We start from the raw sequence: 22,341 nt of genomic DNA, 5'->3' as shown, positions 1-22,341 counted from the left end.
TTTTTTCCGGCTGACTAATTACAAATTATCAATCACCAATGACAAATGACCGATGACTAATAACGCCGAACAAATTAAAACTATATTTAATCGAATTGCACCAGTTTACAACCAATTGAACGACTGGTTGAGCTTTGGGCAACACCGGATTTGGAAGCAAATGGCGGTGAAATGGAGCAGTGCGGGCCCGGGAAATACTTGTTTAGATTTGTGCTGCGGTAGCGGGGATCTAGCTTTGTTGCTGGCTAAACAAGCAGGGCCGACCGGTTGCGTATTTGGAGTAGATTTTTCCGCCGAACAATTGGCCGTGGCTGCAAGGCGCGATCGACCTTTTCTCACCCCTATAAGTCCCATTTCCTGGGTAGAAGCTGACGCCCTAGACTTGCCTTTTGCTGACAATTACTTCGACTGCGCCACCATGGGTTACGGCTTGCGTAACGTGACTGACATCCCCCGCAGTCTTCAGGAATTGCACCGCGTGCTCAAACCCGGTGCCAAAGCAGCTATTCTCGACCTCCACCGCCCCAGCAATTCCCTAATGCGGAGCTTTCAGCAGTTTTATTTAGACAGTCTCGTAGTGCCCATTGCTCAGCAATTTGGCATGACTCAAGAATATGCTTACATTAATCCTAGTTTAGAAAAATTCCCGATCGGCCAGGAGCAAGTCGCGATCGCCAACAAAGCCGGATTTGCCGCCGCCACCCACTACCCCATTGCTGGAGCTATGATGGGAGTATTGGTACTGGGCAAAGCAATTTAAAATTAAAAATGCTTGCAGTCTAGATCGGCTATCTAACTATAGGGTGTACCGATCCGTGTGCACCTTACCCTATTTTTAATCATTTATGAATCCGTCTGAAATTTGGCTGTTGTTGGCCCCACCTGTAGTGGGAGGAATTATTGGCTATTTCACTAACGATATAGCTATCAAAATGCTGTTCCGCCCCTATCGAGCTATTTACATCAAAGGGCGGCAGTTGCCTTTCACTCCAGGTTTGATCCCCCGCAACCAAGAGCGTTTAGCAAAGCGAATTTCCGACACAATTATGGGTTCCCTGCTGACGCCACAGGAACTGCAAAACTTGGCGCGCCGCCTCCTGCAAACTGAGCGGATGCAGTCGATAATTCTCTGGCTGTTGCAGTTGGCGCTGGATCAGGTAAAAGCCGACGCCGAGCAAAAAACCGCTAAAATTCTCGCAAACATTCTGCGAGATTTGCTGGGGGAATCTATGCCGCGAATTCTCAAAGTTTTGGCGCGCCGGGAAGATTTTTTAGAAGTTCAGCTTAATCAAATTTTCGATCAAGTTTTGCTGGAGATTCAGCTAACGGAATCTCAGGCGGCTCAGCTTGCTGAGTGGTTGTTGCAGGTAGTAATACCGCCGGAAGTGCTGCGGCAGGCTTTAATTGACTTTTTGACGGATCGCAATATTTCGATCATCGATGAAGGGTTTCGAGAAAAAACCAGCGGCACTTATTGGGTAGTAGCAAATTTGTTTGGTTTGCGGAACACTTTAACTCGGCTGCGGACTTTTTGTCTTGATGACAGAGAAGCGACAAATCAGCGCTTAGCAGAGTTAACTATTTCTTTGGGGATTCGCGGGCGAATTCAGGAGTGGCTGCAAAATTTGTCGATGCAAAATTTACCGGTTTCGACTGTGAGACAGTTGCGAAAAACTATGCGCGACAGCGTTCGCAGCTACGTTCAACAGCGGGGTACAGACGTACTTGAGGGGTTGAGCAAATCTATTGACTGGGAAAATATTTCGCGGTTGCTTCTCAATCGATTGCAAACTTCAGCGGTGATGAGCGCTTCCCTCGGAATTGTCAGCCAAGAACTGGCTTTGGTTTTAGAGCGCTATTTAGAAAGAGATTTAGAAAATATTGTAGCTCAGGCTATCCCGATTTTGAATATCGACCAAGTGATTGTCGATCGAGTAAAAGGTACTTCTCCTGAAGAGTTGGAGTTAGCAATTCAGGGAATTGTTCAAAGCGAGTTGCAGGGAATTGTAAATTTAGGAGGGATTTTGGGTGTTTTTGTCGGCTGTTTGCAGACAGTTGTGGTTTGGATTCAGCGATGATTTATTTCGGCAGTTGTGAGATATTTGTTGTAGTCTAATATTCACTCTCTCTGGCGCACCCAGTACCAAAAACGCGGTTTTTCGGCAGTAGTTGCCACCTCAGCCAGAGGGTGTTTGGTAGAAACCGGGTTTTTGTGGCCCAATCTTAATTTACCTATTTCCTAAATCTATGCCAGCCCCAAATTCGGACGATCGCACAAATATCCCAAAAAACCCGCGTAACCTCAGCCGCCAACAATACGAGCGTTTAACCGCAGAAATGGCCACTCCCTACCGGCCTCTGCGACAGTTTGTTTACGTAGCTTGTGGCGCTTCGGGCTTTATCGGCGGCTTGGTTTTCCTCGCTAAAATTGCCTCTGGCCGGGAAATTAGTTCTGCTTTGCCTAATTTTGCCCTCCAAGTCGGAGTTGTGGCCCTGATGGTGTTCCTGTTTCGCTGGGAGCAGCGCGCCGAGGGCCGATCCCCGAAGTCGAAGTAACAAAAATTTACAAATCGAGACAAAAATCTATCTGAGGCAAGGAAAAGTTAGAAATATAAAGAAATTATTATGAAATCCAGGTTTGCCAGCGATCCCTGTAATACTAATGATGTGGCTTCAATTGGGGTCAGCAAATTTAAAGGCCCTAATCATAAACCGCTTGTAATTCGTTCAATTGGGGTCAGCTTTCATAAAGACCCTAAATATATAAAATAAATTTAAGCCCAGCGCCAGCCTTCACTGATAGAAGAGCTGGCGTTCGGCATTTTGCTAGGATCGGGAGATTGGGAGAGAGAATTAGTAGGGTGCACACCCCGCACAGGGATGCCAGTACAAGCGCCCTGAACCGAGTTTTTTGCCTAGCATCCGATATAGGTAATACCAGTTCCCGAAATCATGCAACTGTAGACCCGCGTTCAAAACCCGGATAATCATCAGTCACGTGCAAATCTAAAATCTAAAATCTCTCTAAAATCTCAAATGGTATAAGTGCTTGGGCGCTCAAATAATTTGGTATTTCCCAAAGACTTTAGCCTGTGCAGTAATTAATGAGATGTGTCAAAGTCGAAGTAGAAAAAGATGTTGGGAGATTTTACTATGGGTCGATCATTTTTCAAAGGGCGGTGGACATTGTTTTTGGCAGCAGGCGCGGGAATTGTATTTTACAGCAATGCTGCGGCGGCTGCCGAAAAGGTAGTGCTCAAATACAGTGCGATCCGAATGACTTTACCCGTCAGCGAATTAGAAATTTTTGCAGAAACTGGGCAAATGTCGCCCGCGTTAGAAATGCTGCTGGGAAAGGCAAAAAAAGACCCGGAAGCGGTTCGCAACAGTCTGACGAGACCAGTAAAAGTCAGTCAAAGCTTTTTGGATCGGACGCTTAACAGCAAGGTTGGGGAAATAATTCTCGATGAAGTCGGTCAGGTAATTCGCACTCCTTCTGGGAATGCAAATCGAGAAGCTTTGCGCGAGGCCATGGTGCTGTCTGCAACTAATGATAACGAGATCACACTGCTGGAAGCGATGAAGAATTATCCTACTCCAGAAGTTTATGTTGAGGGTGATCGCTTAGTTGAAGCTTACGGTAAGCTTGTCGCTTTGTCAGAACAATTGGGCGGCGTTTCAGAACGGCTGCAAGACATTTTGAACAAGATTCGCCTGCCTAGACTGTAGCAGATGGTGTCAAGGAGGGTGGATGCGTGCGAGCGATCGCAGAATGTTGCTGAATCTGCATCAATTACAGGGGAGTCACATTTTATTTGTGCAAAATTTGTTGAATTTTAACACCAGTTTAAAAAAAGAATCTAACAGCAGGCAAGCTCCAAACCTGACGGGAATCAGTCATTCCCAATTTTAAAATCTAAAATCCTATAACTTACCTGTAAAATCTATCTCGGGATAGATGTTGGACAGTTTACAAAAACTTTAGAGGGAGTAGCCTTTTTTTAGTCAGGAAAGTATTTGAACCAAAAAATGCGGGCAAGAGGTTGCATTAATTAAAACTTGCACTCGCTCGACTCTATTTACTGGGTAACACTAGCAACATGAACAACAATCCTATTCGTTGCAAAGACCGTTTCTTGGTTTTCGGCGCTCCGGCGATCGAAGATGCTGAAATTCAAGAAGTGGTGTCAACCATGAAAACAGGTTGGTTGGGTACAGGCCCGAAAGTCATGAGTTTTGAAAATGACTTCAAAGCTTACAAGGGTTCCCAGTAGGCGATTGCAGTCAATTCCTGTACCGCAACGCTGCGCTTGAGCCTCCTCCCTGCTTCGTTACAACCGGGGGATGAAGTCATTACTCTCCGATGACTTTTTGTGCCACAGTTAATGCGATTATTCACGCAGGCGCACTACCGATACTGACGGATGTAGATGCGGTGGCCATGAAGATTGACCAGGCTCAAGTCGAAGCTAAAATAACTTCAATAACTAAAGCATTTTGCCGATTCACTTCGCCGGTCGTCCCTGGGATATGGATGCCCTTTGCGAGATTGCTCGCCGTCACAACTTATTGAAGAGTGTGCTCAGGCGTTTGTAATCAGGTTGATGTGGACGGTTTCATGGACTGCCACTCTAGAACTGTTAATTTTATTTTGCTTCAGCCTTATGATCAAGAGTTTCGGCAACAGGCACGTCAATAGATAGCGGCCGCAGTCGCTTTCTCTGCGGGGTTTCAGGCTAATTTTCTCTTGAATTCTCTGAGAGTTTGTTGCCAGTAGGCTGCCGAAATTAATCCACACTCCGTAAGCAGAAATACTGCCCCCTGCAATTTGATGCCCGAAGTTCCGATCGACACTCACTCTCGACACTAACTGTCGGCACTCACGCAGCATATTGGAGGGGATGCCAGCAGAATTGGTCTGTAAAATTCACAAACCGTGACAATATTTGGTTTTAGGGTACTCAATAAGCCAAAGTTTCTAAAGTTTCCCGCAGATAGGAACGAACCTGCTGATCGATGGTGGCATTTTGCTCCTGACGCTCAAAATTGAGTTCTAGCTGCCAGCGTTGAAATCCTGAACTTGCGCCGATCGCGGATTTGAGACTGCCCCAGATTTCAGAATCTTTGCACAGCTCCATCGCCTCTGCGCCTTGAGGTTCTTCTGCGATCGGTAGATAATTCGCCATATTGTTATACCTCTGTTTTAATCCCCTGTAAGGATTGAAAGCTGACCTTGACACTCTCTATTATAGATTCTTCTCTCCAGATAGCCAATATAAAATATCCACAATCTGCGATTAAAAATTAAATATTAAGACTATTAATAATCTCTATCCGAAGAGGGGCCTTACCTATTTTTTCAAAGCATACATCTGTACAAATTAAAGTAGCTTAAACTACAATTGTCCCCCTCTTAATTTTTAATTTCACTTTTTTTCGATCGACTCTTCGGGTAGAGATGTAACGCCATTGGTGTCAGCAGGTTTTGGGTTGACAAGACTGCCGGCTGACGAATTCCCTATGCCGGATGCTGGCCCAATTGACTCTACGGGTGCAGCCACAGCGGTAGTTGTCTCGGCTGCCAAAGCCGGCAAAAGTCGATCGACTTGCCAAGGCGCGATCGTAAAATCCTGCCGAATTTTTTCTAAAACATGAGGCTTTGTCGCTGCAAATTCTGATTCCGGCGTCAGCAAAACCGCCATAACACTAGCAGACACCTGCAAAAACAAATTGCTAGCTAAAAAACCAGAAGCTGCCAACAACAATCCAGCCCACCGCCAGGAAGGAGGAAAGGGAGCCACCGAAGCCGCGAGGGGAGCGAATCGGTAGAGTTGCCACAAAATTACTGCCAGGAAAACAGCCACACAAAGAGCGATTCCTTGATTTAACTTAGTTTTAAACCGAGTCAGAAGTCGGTGCTGCAAAGAAGTTAAATTCTGCGGTTTCACCGCCACAACTAAAATACTAAAAATGTAAAAAGGGCGCAACCACTGCATCCACAGCACAGGAACAATACCTGCTACAGCTACTAAAAATATTTCTAACCAGACAGGGAGCTGGGGAGAACCCACTGCGAGTCCCAACAAGCACAGCCCCAGGAATATCGGCAATGTAGCCGCCCCAGAAAGGTGAATCCACAAAAAAGGATCTGACCAAAAAGAACGCACTTTAAATAATTATGAGTTATGAGTTATGAGTTTTGAATTTTGAGAGTCTGGGACGCACTTTTGACCCAGAAACCCGGTGCGAAGAGTACATTTCTAGCGGTCAAACCGAGCATTTTGGGAGGAAACTCTGTTGATTTGCGTAAGTCTTATTTTAGTTTTAAGTTTTGAATTTTCAGCAACAGCCAAGACGATTAGGACGTTGTTAATTGCTAACATCTTTGCTTTTATTGCTTCTTCCTTCTCTCCTAGATAACTAAAACCTTCTTCCTTCTGGTATAAGTTAAAAACCCAAGTTGCGAGTGATGAGGGTGGGAGTATTGAGTGAAGAGAAGAGTTGCGAGCGATCGGCAATTTGGTTGCGATCACTCAAAACTTCTCTTCCAACTCAACACTCACAACTCAAAACTATTGAGAGAGAGTCCGGCGCTTAGTAACCATCCGGTAGGCTTCAATCATATCGCCATCCGCCCAGTCGCTAAAGCCGCTCAAGGAAATGCCGCATTCAAAGCCAGCATTGACTTCCTTGGCATCTTCCTTCATCCGTTTTAGGGAGTCGAGGACACCTTCGTAAACGACATTGTTGCCCCGGCGCACCCGCACCTTACAGTTACGGATGACTTTGCCAGAGAGTACCATACATCCAGCCACAGCCCCGCGACCGATCGCAAAGACAGCGCGGACTTCGACTTGACCCAAAGGTTCTTCCACCAATTCGGGTTCCAGCAGGCCTTCCATCGCCCCTTGAATATCATCCAAGAGGTTGTAGATGATGCTGTATTCCCGCACGTCTACCCCCGCTTGGTCAGCCGCGAGGCGAGCGTCGGTTGCCAGAGTAGTATTGAACCCGATAATTACAGCATTACTGGCTGCAGCGAGGTCAATATCCGTTTCTGTAATTTCCCCAGGAGCAGATAGCAGCAGTCGGAGTTGAACTTCTTTTTGAGGAAGTTGAGTCAGAGCGCCGACAATTGCTTCGAGGGAGCCTTGAACATCTGCCTTCAAGATCAAGTTGAGTTCCTTGAGAACGCCTTCCTTAGCTTGTTGAGAGAAGCCGCTGAGGCTGATCCTGCCGCCTTGCAGCAGGCGGGAATCTCGTTGGGAGGTAGCTCTTCCAGTGGCGATCGCCGCAGCTTCTTTTTCGTTTGCGAAGACATCAAACTCGTCTCCGGCGCGAGGAACTTCCCGCAGCCCCAGGACTTCCACCGCGAAGGATGGAGTTGCTTGGTCTACGCGCTCGCCCCGGTCATCGATCATTGCGCGCACCTTGCCCAGAGCCGAGCCTGCGACCACAATATCGCCCACTCGTAGAGTGCCGTTCTGCACCAGCAGAGTTGCCACAGGCCCCCTTGCCTTGTCGAGGTGAGCTTCAATCACAGTACCCTTAGCCGGTCGGTGCGGGTTGGCGTTGAGGTCTTCCATTTCCGCCACTGTCAGAATCATTTCCAACAGCGTATCTAGGTTTTCGCCGCGGATCGCGCTGACTGGAACCATCGTGATATCGCCGCCCCAGTCATCTGCGACCAAGCCGTACTCAGTAAGCTCTTGCTTCACCCGTTCCGGCTGAGCACCCTCCTTGTCAACTTTATTGATAGCCACGACAATTGGCACTTTCGCCGCTTTCGCGTGGCTGATCGCTTCAATTGTCTGGGGTCGCACGCCGTCGTCCGCCGCCACCACCAAGATGGCGATGTCCGTAACCCGTGTTCCCCGAGCCCGCATCGCTGTAAAGGCTTCGTGACCCGGCGTATCCAAAAATACCACCTGCTGGCTCTTGCCTTCGTGTACCACATCCACGTGGTAAGCACCGATGTGCTGGGTAATGCCCCCAGCTTCTCCCTGAGCCACCTTGGTTTTGCGGATCGAGTCGAGCAAGGTAGTTTTGCCGTGATCCACGTGACCCATAATCGTTACTACTGGCGGACGGCGTTCGAGGTATTCCAAATCCGCTGCGTCCAGCATCTCGATCACTTTGATAGCTGGCGCTACTTTTTCTGGGGTTTCCACCTCTACGCCCATTTCTTCGGCTACCATCCTCACCGCTGGAATGTCCAGGGTTTCGGTAATATTGACCGCAATTCCTTTAGAGAACAGCCGCTTAATAATTTCGGTTTCGGGAACAGCCAGAGTAATTGCTAGTTCTTGAACGGTCATCGGCCTGCTCAGCAGGAGCTTTTCTGGACGTTCTACCTTAGCTTCGGCTGTTTTGCCCCGGTTGCCGCGTCCCCCGCTGGAACCTGAAGAAGAACTTTTATCGTGAGAAGGGCCTGGTCTCTTATTTTTTCCGCTGCTTCCAGGTGCGCCCGGAGTTGGTGTTGACTTGGGTGCTGCTTGTCCCTTCGCTTTAGCTGGGCGGGCTAGGGACAGGCTGACCGTGACTGGTGCTGGCAGATCCAAGCCGTTTTCTAAGTCCTCGTCATCCTCGTCTATGGGTTTGAGGCGAGAACGTTTTGCCTTAACTGCCTTGGCAGCTTTGGCAGCATCTGAGTTTTCGTCATCATCTTCTTCCCAAATGACCGATGTCTTTTTGGCAGGACGAGGGAGGGAGGGCCTTTCGAGGAGAGGAATCTCCAGCAACGGCGTATTATCTTCTTCATTGTCATCAGTGTCATCCCCTATGGCTCCGGTGTCACCGCCGCGGCTACGCAGCCCGGTAGCTGACGTTGCGGGGGCCAGGCTCCGGCGCGGGCCACCGGGCTGGGGTCGATCGGCAAGTGGAGTTTTGACTGGGCCACCAGCGCCTTCCCGGCGCGGTCTTTGCGCGTCGCGGGATTCGCTACCTCCCGGTGTAGGTCTGCTGGGGCGGCTCGGTTTAGCCGGCGCTTCCAGAGTTTCTGACTGTTCTGATTGCTCTTGCTCGGTTCTTGCAAGTTTGAGTACCGGCTTGTTCCCCAGATTTTGTGGGGTACGGCTAGCCGACTCGGACGCCGCTCTGACTGGCGGCGACGTGAGTTTGGCCGACGGCGCAGGGGGGGCGATCGGCGGTTGCTTGGTGCGTTCTGGAGCCTTTTCCGACGGCGGTTGAGGTGCTGTAGGTGCCTGAGCCTGGGCGGTTGTTTCCGGGGCGATCGCACCTACAGTTTCCGAAACTGTTTCTGACACTGTTTCTGACACTGTTTCTGACGGAGCCGCCGGGACAGCGACATTTGGCTTCGACAGTACAGGTCTATTGATATTCGGTTTAGCTGGAGGCTGGAGTTGTTGAGCTGCAGGCGACTTGGGAGGAGTTGCCACGGTTGCCGCGGGCTGGTCTTTGTTCTCCTCGTTGCCTGCAGGCTGGGAGTTGGCACCAGCCGGCCGTACTTTTGGACTGCGTATTTCTAAAATTTGCTGCTTTTTTTGTTGGTCGTTAGGGTGAGGGCCAGATTCTCTAGATGGCGCTGCTGCTCTTTCGGGTGGAGCTGGCTTGCCGGGGGAAGAGTGGCTACTGGCTACGTATTTTTCCGCCGTTTTGCGAATGCGCTCTGCTTCGGATTCTGTAATTGTGCTGCTGTGGCTCTTGACTGAAATATTGAGCCGCTCGCATACTGCCAAGATGTCTTTATTATCCAAATTTAGTTCCCGTGATAATTCGTAAATTCTTACTTTGCCGTTGTTCATCCACTCTGCCCTCTTTTGTGCCAACCAGTTTTTACATTGTGATTTTTTGTTCTAATGACGACATCATTCGCTGTGATTGATTCAGTGTCAGGAATCGGGGTTTTGGTACTCGCTCAGCAATTTTATCTAAAAGATGCAACTCGCTGAAGTCTGCGGTTGAAGAATTCTCAAGTCTGTTTGGGAACTTGGAACTCCGAAGTCTGAGTTTTGGCAAAACCCACTCTCTCAAGCTTCAAAGTTTGCCTTTCCACCTTGAGGATACCTCTGCTAGTACCCTACCCTTATCTAATCTGACACAAATCTTTCCAGACTGGTGGGCAGATCGGATTGGGGTTTTATAGCTGGCGCTACCGGTAATTACTGGTAGGGCTGCCAAGAGGGTTTATACAGTCGATACCGAACTACTGTCGGTTTTTCGTCCGGCCCGGCCAGAGTAAGATGTACAGTCAGATGTGGCTAAACGCTGCCAAAGTGTTTGGTACAGTTCGTCAGACACAGGCGCTTTGAGCGATCGCCCAAGTCGATTTTTTTTCTGAGCTGCTTTGAGGCATTCTGCTTCCCGACAAAGGTAAGCAGAACGGCCCATGCCACGATCTAATTGTACCTGATGAGAAGGATAGAGCCTGACTACTCGCCAAAAAGCTTCCTTAGGAGCTATTTTTCGACAACTTGCACAGCACCGGTAGTTCGGTTTCATTTCTTGTGAGAGGGGGAGTAGGGGGAGAGGGGAGAGTAGGGGACAAGTCCTCTTGGTCTCCCGAAGAGAGAAAATCTTATGACAAGGAGTCAGAAGACAGAATTCAGAATTCAAAATACGCCATGCCCCAAGTCAGGGGTAAGGGTCACGGAAAAAATTTTTTGTGATCCACGATTAAAAGCGGGCGCTTTCAACCTCGATTCTCCATCCTGTCGCACAGAACCCCTTCTGGATTCTGAATTCTGAATTCTTCTTCGGTAAATGTCACAGTTTTTAGACTGCAGCTTCGGTTTCCTCCGTGGCGGCTGCCTCCTCTTCCTCAAATTCTGCGGTTTCCTCGTCGTAGTCGCCTGCTTCGTCTGCGTCGTAGTCGCCTGCTAGTTCTTCGAGCCTAGTTGCTTCTGCAGCCAATTTGCTGTCTTCGGCGGCGCGATCGTACTTAGCAATATCTTTGATATCGATTTTCCAACCTGTCAGGCGGGCTGCGAGGCGGACGTTCTGACCTTCTTTGCCAATGGCAAGACTGAGTTGGTCTTCAGCGACCAAAATGTGAGCTCTCCTGCCTTCTGGAGCAACTAAACGCACTTCATCTACTCTAGCGGGACTCAGAGCGTTGGCAATATAAGTTGCGGGGTCTGGAGACCAGCGGATCACGTCGATTTTTTCGCCGCGCAATTCGTTGACTACTACCTGAATCCGCGATCCCCGCGCTCCGATGCAGGCTCCTACGGGGTCTACGTCGCGATCGAGAGTATCAACTGCTATTTTAGTCCGGGGGCCGACGTGCCGGGATGGCGGATTTGCCTCCCGGGCTACGGCGACAATCCTCACCACCCCGTCTTCTATTTCTGGTACTTCGTTAGCAAACAGGTAAACCACCAAACCTGCGTCGGCTCTAGAAACAAGTAACTGCGGCCCTCTAGTAGAGCCTTCGCCTACCTTTTTGAGATAAACCTTGAATGTAGCGTTGGCCCGATAATTGTCGTTGGGCAACTGTTCGCGCTTAGGGAGTTCGGCATCTACTTCTGGCTGACCGAAGCTGCTGGTAACTGCTAAAATTACCGACTGCCTCTCAAACCTGAGCACTCTTGCTTGAAGAACAGTTTCTTCTAAATCTTTAAACTCTTCTTGAATCATTTTGCGCTGTTGGTCGCGCAGTTTTTGAGCGAGAACTTGTTTGGTCTGGATCGCGGCCATGCGACCAAATTCTTTTTGATTTGGTGTTACGTCTACGAGCACGATGCTGCCCGGTTGAGCTTCCGTGGCTACTTCTTGCACTTCAGAAAGTGAGATTTCGTGATCGGGATTGATGACTTCTTCGACAATAGTTTTGTTGGCTAAAACGCGGAAACCTTCTTGTTCTGCGTCGAGTTCTACATCAAAGTTGTCGAAGTATTCTTCGCTGAAGTGATCGAGTTTTTGGGTACGGCGGTAGCGTTCGTATCCTTTGAGCAGGGCTTCTCGCAAGGCTGCTTGGACGGCGTGTTTGGGTAAATTGCGTTCTTTGCTAATACCTTCGACCATTTCTTTTAGTCCGGGCAGGGGAACCATTGACATATAAAACACTCCTTTTTTGCTGTGGTAATAAGTAACTGGTAATCGGTAATTGGTAATGGGAAATTTTCAAGCAGAAGTGATGACAGAGGAGTGATGAGTTACTGGATAGGATTAGGGGAACTCGGTGCTCTAACAATTTATTTGTTATTCCTATTCAACCCGCTGCTACAGATATGATTGTTAAAAATTAACTCGCAGCCAAGCGTTTTCAGCTTGCTGCGAGGCAATCTCAAAACTCAAAACTCAAAACTCAAAACTCAAAACTCAAAACTCAAAATTTCCCTTTACATCTTTTTTCCTTCGTCTAGTTCAACTTTGACAATCTGAGGGCGGGGAATTTTAACCTGTCGCCCTTTTTGATTGAGATAAACCGCTGTTTCATCCCGGCCCAGGAGTAGTCCTTTCCACTCTTTGATTCGCGAGTCCGGTTCGGTGGTTGTGGCTGTCACGGGGAAACCTTTAAAGGTAATGAATTCTCGATCGCTGCTGAGCAATCGGGATATTCCGGGACTGGAAATCTCTAGCACGTAGGCATCGGGTATGATGTCGGCTGCCTCTAACTCAGCATCGAGGGCTGTGCTCATGCGCTCGCAGTCGGCTAAACCAGTGTCTTGTTGGAGGTTGCGGATGTCTACCCGCAAGACGGGAGGATTTTGGTTGGTGTGAAACACTGCTCCCACTACTTCCAATCCCAGTGTTTCCGCAACGGGGGTAGCTAAGTCTATGATTTGTGGGATTAGGGGATGAGTCATATCGAATACTTCAGTTAAAACTCCTAAACTCGGACACGGGCAAGGAAAAATTTGGTGTTGAGATTGCTTGGCTTTGAGGTGGTTTGATTAGGTGGCTGCGACTTTCGTCTTCAACTTTGGGACTTACCCAACATCCCAGCAGGGGATCTCAAGCGGGGGTGTACCCCTACTAAATCAGTCCTCAACTTGCAAGTCAGACGCCCTGAGCTCTTTTCCTGCGACTAATGCAACAAAAAAAGTGGGCTTGACCCACTCCTAGGTAAAACAATTTCTTCCAAGAAGTTTGAGGACTTCTTCTGATCGAAGGGAGGCCTCAGTTCTCAGTTTAGCTCGATCGCCCGCCCGGTGACAAACCGAACCGGCATCGGCGGACTGTCCGAGGGCAGAAGGGGAGAGCTGACAGGGGAAATAAGGACGACTCGATCACCGTTTTGCAGCGGGGTGGGGCGAGGGCAAATTCCTGGTTGATACCAAAGCCGGTGCGATCGTCCCTAAAACTGTTGGCAATGGTCACTCAGGCCTTCTAGGACTTGCGATACGGGAGTTTCTGTGGGAAATTTTCATTTAGTTCGGACAAGCCCTCTGCTTCTTGATAGGTTGCCAAGAGCTTGACAGTGAGGGTGATTGGTAGATTCGACATGGGCGATCGCCAAATTAACGGTATATTGACAAAACAGCCAAACTAAGATTCACCCTAAAAAATTCCCATTACTAATGCTGAATGGGAAGCTCAATTACAAACTCTACCCCCCATTCGGGCGAGGCAATGCAACTCAACTTACCACCATGTTTTCGTTCTACGATCTCGCGGCTAATAGACAAACCTAAACCTGTCCCTTTACCTACTGATTTAGTAGTAAACATCGGCGTGAATAAATGCTGCATTACTTCCTGAGTTATGCCAACCCCATTATCAGCAATCCGAATCACTACTCTGTCAGCCTGAAGCATTTCAGTGCAGATCCGAATCTGTGGAGTGTCATTGCTCTGTTTCTTTTCCCCGCACAGCGGACAACTAATCGTAGACTCTTCTAAAGCATCAATTCCATTCGCCAATATATTCATAAACACCTGATTAAGTTGCCCCGGATAACACTCTACTAGCGGCAATTCCCCATACTCTTTAATCACTGCAATTCCTGGAAAACTCCCTTTAGATTTCAGTCGATGCCCTAAAATTAATAAGGTACTATCTAGCCCATCGTGAATATTCACTGGCGTTAGTGCCGATGTATCCAAGCGAGAAAAATTACGCAGTGACATAGAAAGATTGTAAAGTCGCTCTGTTCCGACCGCCATTGAATCAAGAATTTTGGGCAGATCTTCAACAATAAAATCTAACTCACTCTCCTCGAACTTATCCTCAAATTCTGATATCGAAGTAACGTTGTGGTGACAAAGCCGAGTCATCTCGATCAAATCGGTAATATATTCCTTGGCAATAGGGATATTATTGGAGATAAAACTAACTGGGTTGTTAATTTCGTGAGCTACCCCAGCTACAAGTTGACCGAGGCAAGCCATCTTTTCACTTTGAACGATTTGCACTTGAGCTTTTTTAAGATTATCCAAAGCTTGAGAAAGTTCAGCGGTTCGTTCTTCCACCCGTTTTTCTAACTCCTGCGCGAGCTGATGCAACGCTGCTTCTGCTGCGAGCCTGTCTTCAATTTCCCGTTTGAGAAGCAGATTTTGGTCTGCCAGAGTTTTAGTCAAAGAACGCAGTTTTAAATGGAGGTTGACGCGAGCTAACACCTCCTTTTGTTCAAAGGGCTTAGTAATGTAATCCACAGCCCCTAGATTAAAGCCTTTGATCTTATCTCCTATATCAGACAGAGCCGTCATAAAAATTACGGAAATTTCGTTTGTCAACGGACTTGCCTTCAGGCGATGGCAGGTTTCAAACCCGTCAATTCCTGGCATCATTACATCTAACAGAATCAAATCAGGCTGACTATATTCAGCCTGTTCGATGGCAGTTTCGCCATCAGTTGCTACCAATATCTCCCATCCAAAACCCGCTAAAGCTTCAGAAAGCACGTCCAGATTGCTAGGATTATCATCGACGATTAAGATGCTACTTGTTTCCATATTTGTTGCCTTCATTCTTTTTGTATGCTGTGGGATGTAATAAACTCTTTGATTTTTTTGACCTGATAGCCTTGGGCTAACTGGCGCAGCTCAACAGCAAAGGGCACAAATTGCTGATCTAACTTCTCTAGGTGCTCACTGCGCTTCACAATTCCTTTCACGTTGCCTCTCATCGCCAGTTCAAATAAAAGTTCCATTTCTCCTGGCGGGGGAGCCACTACAGATTTCGATTCAGAAAGTGATTGAGCATCTGATGAAAAAGGAATAGTGCTGATTTTTTCATTTTTTGGTTTCTCATATATCCATTCAATTTTTAAATACTTTTGCAATATCTCAAATAGCTCTTCTGCCTGCACTGGCTTACCGACAAAATCGTTGGCTCCCCCCTCCAAACTTTTATGTTGATCGGTAGCAAATACACTGGCAGATGAAGCAATGATTGCCACGCCTTTATAGTGTGGCAAATTTCGGATACGGCGCATCATCTCAAAGCCATCTAACACTGGCATCACCAAGTCAGTGATAATCAAATCGAACTGAAAATCTTCTACTTTTTCTAAACCTTCTTGACCGTTTTTAGCTTCGGTGACTTCAAAGCCGAGGGGTTCTAGGAGATTGACAATGACCGAGAGGTTTTCCCATTTGTCATCCACAACCAAAACTTTCTGCTTTCTACCTTGGTAGCCAACCAGCTTTCTTTGTTTGGCAATCGTGGCTGTATTTGCCCAGTCTGCCGCTTCCGGTAAATCCAAATCTACCCAAAAAACACTGCCGACTCCTGACTGACTTTTTACTTGGATTGTACTACCCATCATTTCAACAATTTTCTGGCTAATTGTTAAACCGAGTCCGGTTCCTTCCGCCTGACGCTTGCTGTCTCCTACCTGTTCAAAAGGCAAAAATATTTTTTTTAATTGTTCTGGTGTCATACCAACGCCAGTATCTTCTATTTGAAACCGAATTTTGTGAATTGGTGAGGCTGGCTTGTGGTCATTGCTTTGTACCTTTTCACCTGTCCCCTTTTCCAGATGTTCTATCTTAAAAGTCACGCCTCCACCGTCGGTAAACTTAATTGCATTGCTCAGTAAGTTAATTAGTACCTGTCGCAAGCGTTTCTCGTCAGCGTAGATGCCAGCAGGAATTTCCGAACTGGGTTGATAAACAAAAGCCATTCCTTTTTGTTCGGCTCGGATGCGGCAGATTTCCGCGACTCCCTGCAAAAAAGAAGGAAAATGGAAATCTTTCGCGTACAGTTCCAATTTCTGAGCTTCAATTTTAGCGAGGTCTAAGATGTCATTGATCAGGGTTAACAGGTGGGAACCACACTGGTGAATAATACTGATGCCTTGGAGTTCCTTCGGAGCCATCGTTGTTGAGCGTTCTAGGATTTGAGCGTATCCTAAAATTCCATTGAGTGGTGTTCTCAATTCGTGACTCATATTCGCTAAAAATTCACTTTTAGCTTGGTTGGCACTATCAGCGATTTGTTTGGCTTCCGTGAGTTCAGCGGTGCGTTCTTCTACTCGGATTTCTAGCTCGGAATTGGTCTTGGCTAGCGCCTCAAAGGATTCCCGCAACTGTTGTGCCATAAGGTTGAAAGACTGACCCAGAATTTCTAGTTCTTCTACGCCTTTTATCTGCACATTTTTCTCTAAGTCGCCACTGGCGATCGCCCTAGAAGCTGCGCTCAAACGGAGAATCGGGCTGGTAATCCAGCGTGCGGTTAGGATTCCCAAAACGGTAGCCAGCGTTAAGGCTCCCAAACACAATAAAATGGTAGTCTGGGTATTGGCGTTAATTTGATCCATGAAATCGCTTTCAGGAACTACGACGACGATCAGCCAGTCCAATCCTCGGCTATCCTGAAACGGCATAACTTGGAGGAATTGCCGCTGGCCGGCGATCGTAAAATCCAATTGCTGAGATCTGTTAATTTTAATCAGGTCGCCAAAGTGTTCTTTTAAATGCGCTGTTGTCAGCCGAATTAAATCATCTGTGCTATCTAAAGCATTCAGGCGATCGAGCTGGTCATTGTTGGTGATAAATGCTTCTTTGAGAGTTGAACTGGCTACTAGGAGTCCAGAACGTTCCATAATGAATGTCTGTCCCGATCGACCGATGTTTAAGCTGTGCAGGAAGTCACTGAGGAAAGAGATCAGAAAATTAGCAACGAATACCCCGCGCAGTTCGCCACTTTCGTCATAAACTGGATGTCCGGTAGGAAGCGAGAGCGTTTTCTGACCTATAAGCGAAAAAATTTCGCTCCATGTGGGCCGGCCTAAGCGTACACTGTCTTTATACCATGAACGGCTGAGTATATCGTAGTTGCGGGAGACTTTTAAGAGCTTCGTTTGATTGCCTTTGCTATCAGATTCATAAATATGAAGTTCATTCCGATGCTCTTTGTCTGCTATTTTAAAAACTACTTTGCCATTCTCTTGGCGTTCAATGGCAATGAATTCTCCAGTTTTAGTCGCAAAACCCATATTGGGCAGAGAAGGAAAGGCTTGAATTTGCTCCCACAAATAGCGCTCCGTACTCTCCAATTCGTCGGGATTGAAGTATCCTAGGCGAAAGGCATTGGCATTCAGTTGATTGACGCGAGGGGCTGTGTCTAGGTAAGTGTTGAGCTGCTGCTGGATGCGGGCCGTAATTTCACTCCGCAACTGGCTGGCAACTTCGTTGACTGCTTTTTGCCCGTTGCGTAAGGATAGCCAGCCTGTGAGCCCGACGGCAGCAAAGATTTGCACGACGAATGGCAATACTAAAATCAGGCGAAGTGACAGCTTTTTTTGAGAACGGTTTGACAGAAAAGTGGTTGGAGAGGTCTGTGACATTGATTGGTGTTACTCCTGGGGTAACGAGTTGGCTGAAAAATCTCAGGGGATTTAGTGAAATGAGGCTGAGGAAATATATATTGAAAAGCAATCTATAATAGTTAGTGTAAATTTTTAGAAAGTAATTTACTTGAACAAGCATTGCTACTTAGGTATTTTCCCTGAAAGCTTTATAATTATAGCTGACTAAAAATGCTGACGCGCCTTCTTTTTTTTCTAGCCGTTGTAATTTTTTATTGCTTAGCAAAGCATTTAGAAATCATATCTAATAGATTACCTCGTTTAGAGATATGTGTAGTAGTTTTTAACTTTACTTTACACAGTGGTAATAAAAAGTATAAAATCATCAAACTTAAATATAAATTGATATAATATACGTCTAAAAAAAGTGACCCTTCGCGCTAAAAAAATGACACGCTAGGCCGCTGAGAACCGTAACGGCGGTCTAACTCGCTACCGCGCTGAAGATTTGATGCACAACTCTGCAGATGACTCTGGTAGAGAATGCCGATCGCACAGGAAACTTTACAATTCCAGGAAGTTTCATTTGCAGGAGTTACAGCAGGGTAATTGCTAATTGCTAATTGGGGAAGAAAAAAATAAGTAGAGCGGTGGAGCAGAGGGGATTATGACACAGAAGAGGGTTAGGGCTATTCTTTTAATTCTGGGAAACTATCTCAGCTTAATAGTGAATTTGGTACTAGAGGTGAACAGAGGGCTGCCAAGGATTTTAAGGTTCTTCAAATCCGAGAGGCTAGGGTTTGTCATCAGTTGAGGTAAAGGAAGGTAAAGGAGAGATACAGCCGACTAGAAGGATTCGATCGGCATGACAAGCCGCCGTTATGCCCTACGGGATGAACAGTGGCAAAGGATCGAAGATTTGTTGCGCGGATGTGAAGGTTATGTGGGTGGGACAGTCTGCCTACAATCGGTTGTTCGTGGAAGCGGTGTTGTACCGCTACCCAGCGGGCATCCCGTGGGAGACTTGCCCGAACGGTTTGGGGACTTCCGAGTGATGACACGCCCTAACGCGGGGCTATCCGTTGCAGTTCTTTGGCTTGTTCTAAAATTTTCTCGAAGTCTTCTTCGCTCAACCGCTGAATGTAATTGATTTTGAACTCTTCTAGGAAGTCGCACAGCAGCAGTTGTATTTCTTGCCAGGTTTGCTGCTGTTGCAGTTCGGTTCCTAAAGCTTGCCCGAAATGTTGGACTAGCTGGCTTGAGAGTTTGATGCTTATGGGGTCTTCGCTGGCGATTTTGAAGGCTTCGTAGGCATCTTGGGGGCCGAGGGTGACTAATTTGGAGAGTTCTGCAACTAATTGCTGTGCTAGCTGTTCGGGCAGGTTTCCCAGGCCGGGTACTTGCTTCCATCCTTGATAGAGGGGGGATTGTTTGAGGAAGCTTTCAATATTGTACCGGAGGAGGGCTTCTAGGTCTGGCTGGAGTTGGGGGAGGACTTTGTAGACGGTTATTTGCACGAGATGGGTGGCGATCGCTTCTATTTCATTGATATTGTTGATGTCTAGATAGCGCTGTTTTTTAGATTGAAATAGTTGACGAGCTAGTTCGCCTGTGGTAATTGATTGTTGCATCTGGTTGATGAGTTGAATTACTACTACTTCGGTCAATTCTTGGGCGAAGTTGGCGACGAAACCTCGGCTGATTTGGCTGCGTATGGGTTGGAGATCCGGCATTTTGGCTTGGTGGATGCGAATTGTGACGGGTAATACTCGCAACAGGCGCCAGAATGGGAGCAGCAGGAAGATGTCGTACCATCGCCAGAGCATGGCTGCTCGCCAAGTGACGCTGCGGTGCCGGCGGGTGATCCAGTAGGTACGGGCTAGAAATTCGATCGCGAATATGGCAATAAATGGCAGGTCGATTAGCCAGAAGTTATCGGTGAATTCGCCGTTTTCTCCGATCTCGCGGTAATAGTTGGTGGCGATTAATGGCTTGATTTTGGCGTCAAACCACTTGATTTCTTTTTGCCAGTCTTGTTTGTTTAAATAGTCTTGGCTCCAAAATCTTTGGAATGATTGTTTCGCGGAGTCTTGTGGATTTGGGACGCGATCGCGCATCCGGTCTTTTATTTTTTCTAGGGTGCCGCTTTTTGATGCTACTCGAAAGGGATCTTCGTCGATCATTTTCGCGCTCAGATTGTTTATTTCCTGCAATTTGGCTGCTACTTGGGGAGAGGGCAACCCTGTTTGCACTACTTGAATTTTTAATTCTTCTAAGGTTTCCAGATATTGCTGGGTGTCTCGGTGGGGTTTAATTCCTTTAAATGGGTCGTATACTTGAGTGAGAACTGGCAGTTGCCGGAAGTAGAAATCTCGTCCGGGCACGTAAGTTATGTCAAATATTACTAGGCTTAAATTTCCTAGGGCGACCAGTGCCATGAACCGCTCGAACCAAGGTACTTTTGGTGATTTTTTGCGGGAGTTGGGAGTTGGAGAGGGCAGTAGTTTTGGTGTCACTAGCGGTTCCTAATTAAGTAGACCGATCGAAATAGATGTAACTGGTAATAGCCGAAAAAGGGAAACAGGGAAAACTGGCTAATTGTCTGAGCGAGCTCGGATGGCGATCGAGCAAGCTAGTATTTATTTTAACGTGCGTTTGTTGGGGAGTTTTGGATTTTTGCTCTGGCCTGGTTAGGTAAAAAATATACTGGTAAAATATTAAACTTGATCGAACTTGAGGGAAGCTGTGCCTCCCGTTAGTCTGCTTCTCTCTGGCAATAAAATTATATCTCAGGGAGAATCCTAAGTTTTTTTTTTGTTGCACAGCTAACTGGGCTGGTAATAAATTACTATTTCGGTTTGATCTACTGGCTATTTGACCGCTAAATCAAATTTATTGCACGGATCGGAGTCTAAGGTTAGATTTGGACTTCGAGTTTGAGGTCAAACCCTCAAGAGAGTTATACTTGCTCAGGGGCAGTCTGGCGAGAGCGCCTCCTCTGATGGCGAAGGTGGCTGCCGCCTCCGTAAGGTTCGAGGTTTCGCCTCTACAAAAACCAGCTCGCGATCGGACTCTTGAATAATATAAAACCCTGAGTATAATTTTGTTCGCATTTTTTTTAATATATGACATACTGCCTTAATCTCGATTGCCCAAGAGACAAGCGTCAGAACCCACCAGGCACAAAGTATTGTCTTAATTGTGGTTCAAAGCTGCTGCTAAAAGACCTTTATGCAGCAACTGAACCGCTGCGAGACGGAGGATTTGGCAGGACTTTCCGAGCTGTTAATCATGGAAAATTTGAGGAATTGTGCGTAATCAAACAGTTGTCACCTCCTCAAGAGTTTCAGCGGAAGCCCGGTCATTTTAAAAAATATGTTCGACTGTTTGAACAAGAGGCAAGGCGGTTATACGAACTGAAGCACCCGCAAATTCCTCAGTTGATTTCTTATTTTGAGGAAGATGGGCGCTTGTATTTAGTACAAGAGTTTATTGATGGCAATAATTTAAAGGATGAGTTAGACAAGTACGGTGCTTATAGCGAGATTAAAACTTGCGAACTGCTGTTAGATTTGTTGCCCTTATTGAAGTTTGTTCATGACAGAAATGTAATTCACCGCGATATTAAGCCTGAGAATGTGATCCGCAGATCTCGCGATCGTAAGTTAGTGCTGATAGATTTTGGGGTTTCTAAACAGGTAGTAGCTGCTGCTCCGACCAAAACAGGAACTAAGTTGGGAACTCCCGGCTACGCGGCTCTAGAACAGCGTCACGGTAGGGCTGTTCCTGCTAGCGACCTTTATAGTTTGGGGGTGACTTGCATTCGCTTGCTGACTTCTGTTATGCCTTATCTGGATATCTACGGCGACATTCACGATGACCTTTACGATCCGCTTGAAGGCCGCTGGCTTTGGAGGGAGGCTTTGCCAAAAGGAACACAAATTAGCGAGGATTTAGGTCAGGTTTTGGATAAGTTGATTCAGGAATATGTTAAAGATCGCTACAAATCGGCTGTGGAAGTTTTGGATGCTTTAAAACCATCGGTTGTTGTTGTCCCCGTGCTGGAAAAGTCGCAGCAGGCAACTGTTGTTAGTCCTTCTGTACCGACTCAACCTGTGACTGATTCTCCGCTAATTTCTGTGAATTTAGAGTCCGAAAAAGGTATTGATTATTCTCACTTGGCAAGGCTGCTGGCTGCTAAAAATTGGCGTGGTGCTGATGAAGAAACTTCTGTGAAAATGCTGGAGGTGATGCAGCAAATTTCACGGGGTTATTTGAGCGAGGAAGATATTAGGAAGTTTCCAGCTAAGGATTTGCAGACTATCGATCAACTTTGGGTGCGGCACAGTCACCGCAGATTTGGTTTTTCTGTGCAAAAGGGTTTGTGGGTAAAGTCGGGGGGAAAGGCTGGTGTTTATGATGCTACAGTTTGGGAGAAGTTTGGCGATCGAGTGGGCTGGCGGGTTAACAGCCAGTGGGTATACTATTCGGAGCTGAATTTTACTTCTAAGGCAAAGCCTGGACATTTGCCGGGGGGGACTGTTTTTGGGTGGGAAGGCGGGGTTTTGTGCGGTGTTTTGGGTTTGGGTGGGATCTGGTTTCTGCTGTCGCGGCGGGATTTGTAGAGTGAAGGTAGAAGGTAGAAGGCAGAATTTTTTACTCAGGCTGCACCCCAAGCGAAGTCG

Annotated in this window: 17 protein-coding genes and 2 pseudogenes; 8 read left to right on the top strand and 11 right to left on the bottom strand. The window is 47.0% G+C overall.

Annotated features, from left to right (window positions below):
• The first annotated feature begins 52 nt into the window (after nucleotides 1–52).
• The 6 genes and pseudogenes from ubiE to QUB14_RS13230 all read left to right on the top strand — a co-directional run bounded on the left by ubiE (nucleotide 53) and on the right by QUB14_RS13230 (nucleotide 4,573).
• A complete protein-coding gene (gene ubiE, locus QUB14_RS13255; RefSeq protein ID WP_333217430.1) occupies nucleotides 53–760 on the top strand; it encodes a bifunctional demethylmenaquinone methyltransferase/2-methoxy-6-polyprenyl-1,4-benzoquinol methylase UbiE in 708 nt (235 codons plus the stop codon).
• An 85-nt stretch (nucleotides 761–845) separates the two neighbouring features.
• Nucleotides 846–2,078, top strand: coding sequence for a DUF445 family protein (locus QUB14_RS13250; protein WP_190738668.1), 1,233 nt, complete (start codon nucleotides 846–848; stop codon nucleotides 2,076–2,078).
• A gap of 169 nt (nucleotides 2,079–2,247) precedes the next feature.
• On the top strand, nucleotides 2,248–2,556 hold the full coding sequence (locus tag QUB14_RS13245; RefSeq protein ID WP_333217431.1) for a DUF3493 domain-containing protein: 309 nt from the start codon (nucleotides 2,248–2,250) through the stop codon (nucleotides 2,554–2,556).
• A 597-nt stretch (nucleotides 2,557–3,153) separates the two neighbouring features.
• Nucleotides 3,154–3,729 carry an alpha/beta hydrolase gene (locus tag QUB14_RS13240; protein ID WP_333217432.1) on the top strand — a complete coding sequence of 192 codons (576 nt, stop codon included), beginning with the start codon at nucleotides 3,154–3,156 and terminating at the stop codon, nucleotides 3,727–3,729.
• 371 nt (nucleotides 3,730–4,100) lie between these two features.
• Nucleotides 4,101–4,274, top strand: coding sequence for a DegT/DnrJ/EryC1/StrS family aminotransferase (locus QUB14_RS13235; RefSeq protein ID WP_333217433.1), 174 nt, complete (start codon nucleotides 4,101–4,103; stop codon nucleotides 4,272–4,274).
• A 36-nt stretch (nucleotides 4,275–4,310) separates the two neighbouring features.
• Nucleotides 4,311–4,573, top strand: a pseudogene (locus QUB14_RS13230) (DegT/DnrJ/EryC1/StrS family aminotransferase).
• Between the two features lie 388 nt (nucleotides 4,574–4,961).
• Here the strand turns inward: QUB14_RS13230 and QUB14_RS13225 are convergent.
• From QUB14_RS13225 to QUB14_RS13180, 10 genes are all read right to left on the bottom strand, one after another.
• The gene (locus QUB14_RS13225) at nucleotides 4,962–5,186 is read right to left on the bottom strand and encodes a hypothetical protein (RefSeq protein ID WP_333217434.1); all 225 of its coding nucleotides are present in this window, start codon (nucleotides 5,184–5,186) and stop codon (nucleotides 4,962–4,964) included.
• A gap of 240 nt (nucleotides 5,187–5,426) precedes the next feature.
• Complete coding sequence (locus tag QUB14_RS13220; RefSeq protein ID WP_333217435.1) at nucleotides 5,427–6,140, bottom strand: low-complexity tail membrane protein; 714 nt, start codon at nucleotides 6,138–6,140, stop codon at nucleotides 5,427–5,429.
• Nucleotides 6,141–6,260: 120 nt separating this feature from the next.
• Complete coding sequence (locus QUB14_RS13215) at nucleotides 6,261–6,533, bottom strand: hypothetical protein (RefSeq protein WP_333297209.1); 273 nt, start codon at nucleotides 6,531–6,533, stop codon at nucleotides 6,261–6,263.
• Nucleotides 6,534–6,572: 39 nt separating this feature from the next.
• Nucleotides 6,573–9,764 (bottom strand): translation initiation factor IF-2, encoded by a 3,192-nt coding sequence (gene infB, locus QUB14_RS13210; RefSeq protein ID WP_333217436.1) that lies wholly within the window; start codon nucleotides 9,762–9,764, stop codon nucleotides 6,573–6,575.
• A 382-nt stretch (nucleotides 9,765–10,146) separates the two neighbouring features.
• A complete protein-coding gene (locus tag QUB14_RS13205; RefSeq protein ID WP_190738806.1) occupies nucleotides 10,147–10,461 on the bottom strand; it encodes a YlxR family protein in 315 nt (104 codons plus the stop codon).
• Nucleotides 10,462–10,734: 273 nt separating this feature from the next.
• Nucleotides 10,735–12,018, bottom strand: a complete 1,284-nt coding sequence (gene nusA / locus QUB14_RS13200; protein WP_333152296.1) for a transcription termination factor NusA — start codon at nucleotides 12,016–12,018, stop codon at nucleotides 10,735–10,737.
• A 284-nt stretch (nucleotides 12,019–12,302) separates the two neighbouring features.
• Complete coding sequence (rimP, locus tag QUB14_RS13195) at nucleotides 12,303–12,770, bottom strand: ribosome maturation factor RimP (protein WP_006633025.1); 468 nt, start codon at nucleotides 12,768–12,770, stop codon at nucleotides 12,303–12,305.
• A gap of 325 nt (nucleotides 12,771–13,095) precedes the next feature.
• Nucleotides 13,096–13,284: a hypothetical protein gene (locus QUB14_RS13190; protein ID WP_333217437.1), complete on the bottom strand. Its 189-nt coding sequence runs from the start codon at nucleotides 13,282–13,284 to the stop codon at nucleotides 13,096–13,098.
• A 197-nt stretch (nucleotides 13,285–13,481) separates the two neighbouring features.
• Nucleotides 13,482–14,873, bottom strand: a complete 1,392-nt coding sequence (locus tag QUB14_RS13185; RefSeq protein WP_333217438.1) for a response regulator — start codon at nucleotides 14,871–14,873, stop codon at nucleotides 13,482–13,484.
• Entirely contained in the window at nucleotides 14,870–17,695 is a 2,826-nt protein-coding gene (locus QUB14_RS13180) for an ATP-binding protein (protein ID WP_333217439.1), read from the bottom strand. Before QUB14_RS13180 ends, QUB14_RS13185 begins: the two co-directional genes overlap by 4 nt.
• 826 nt (nucleotides 17,696–18,521) lie before the next feature.
• On the opposite strand from QUB14_RS13180, the pseudogene QUB14_RS13175 reads away from it, so the two are divergent.
• A pseudogene (locus QUB14_RS13175) lies at nucleotides 18,522–18,707 on the top strand (transposase); the annotation flags it as partial.
• A gap of 13 nt (nucleotides 18,708–18,720) precedes the next feature.
• Here the strand turns inward: QUB14_RS13175 and QUB14_RS13170 are convergent.
• On the bottom strand, nucleotides 18,721–20,172 hold the full coding sequence (locus QUB14_RS13170) for a hypothetical protein (RefSeq protein WP_333217440.1): 1,452 nt from the start codon (nucleotides 20,170–20,172) through the stop codon (nucleotides 18,721–18,723).
• A 609-nt stretch (nucleotides 20,173–20,781) separates the two neighbouring features.
• Here QUB14_RS13170 and QUB14_RS13165 point away from each other — a divergent pair.
• Nucleotides 20,782–22,281, top strand: coding sequence for a GUN4 domain-containing protein (locus QUB14_RS13165; protein ID WP_333217441.1), 1,500 nt, complete (start codon nucleotides 20,782–20,784; stop codon nucleotides 22,279–22,281).
• Nucleotides 22,282–22,341: the final 60 nt, after the last annotated feature.

Origin of the sequence: Microcoleus sp. B3-D2 (genome assembly GCF_036705345.1) — a bacterium.
Lineage (GTDB): Bacteria > Cyanobacteriota > Cyanobacteriia > Cyanobacteriales > Microcoleaceae > Microcoleus.
This window is presented reverse-complemented; position numbering and strand designations above follow the sequence as displayed.

Bases quoted from the DNA above. Each gene is read 5' to 3' on its own strand.
- ubiE (WP_333217430.1), top strand. From the start codon at position 53: ATGACTAATAACGCCGAACAAATTAAAACTATATTTAATCGAATTGCA.
- QUB14_RS13250 (WP_190738668.1), top strand. From the start codon at position 846: ATGAATCCGTCTGAAATTTGGCTGTTGTTGGCCCCACCTGTAGTGGGA.
- QUB14_RS13245 (WP_333217431.1), top strand. From the start codon at position 2,248: ATGCCAGCCCCAAATTCGGACGATCGCACAAATATCCCAAAAAACCCG.
- QUB14_RS13240 (WP_333217432.1), top strand. From the start codon at position 3,154: ATGGGTCGATCATTTTTCAAAGGGCGGTGGACATTGTTTTTGGCAGCA.
- QUB14_RS13235 (WP_333217433.1), top strand. From the start codon at position 4,101: ATGAACAACAATCCTATTCGTTGCAAAGACCGTTTCTTGGTTTTCGGC.
- QUB14_RS13225 (WP_333217434.1), bottom strand. From the start codon at position 5,186: ATGGCGAATTATCTACCGATCGCAGAAGAACCTCAAGGCGCAGAGGCG.
- infB (WP_333217436.1), bottom strand. From the start codon at position 9,764: ATGAACAACGGCAAAGTAAGAATTTACGAATTATCACGGGAACTAAAT.
- QUB14_RS13205 (WP_190738806.1), bottom strand. From the start codon at position 10,461: ATGAAACCGAACTACCGGTGCTGTGCAAGTTGTCGAAAAATAGCTCCT.
- nusA (WP_333152296.1), bottom strand. From the start codon at position 12,018: ATGTCAATGGTTCCCCTGCCCGGACTAAAAGAAATGGTCGAAGGTATT.
- rimP (WP_006633025.1), bottom strand. From the start codon at position 12,770: ATGACTCATCCCCTAATCCCACAAATCATAGACTTAGCTACCCCCGTT.
- QUB14_RS13185 (WP_333217438.1), bottom strand. From the start codon at position 14,873: ATGAAGGCAACAAATATGGAAACAAGTAGCATCTTAATCGTCGATGAT.
- QUB14_RS13180 (WP_333217439.1), bottom strand. From the start codon at position 17,695: ATGTCACAGACCTCTCCAACCACTTTTCTGTCAAACCGTTCTCAAAAA.
- QUB14_RS13165 (WP_333217441.1), top strand. From the start codon at position 20,782: ATGACATACTGCCTTAATCTCGATTGCCCAAGAGACAAGCGTCAGAAC.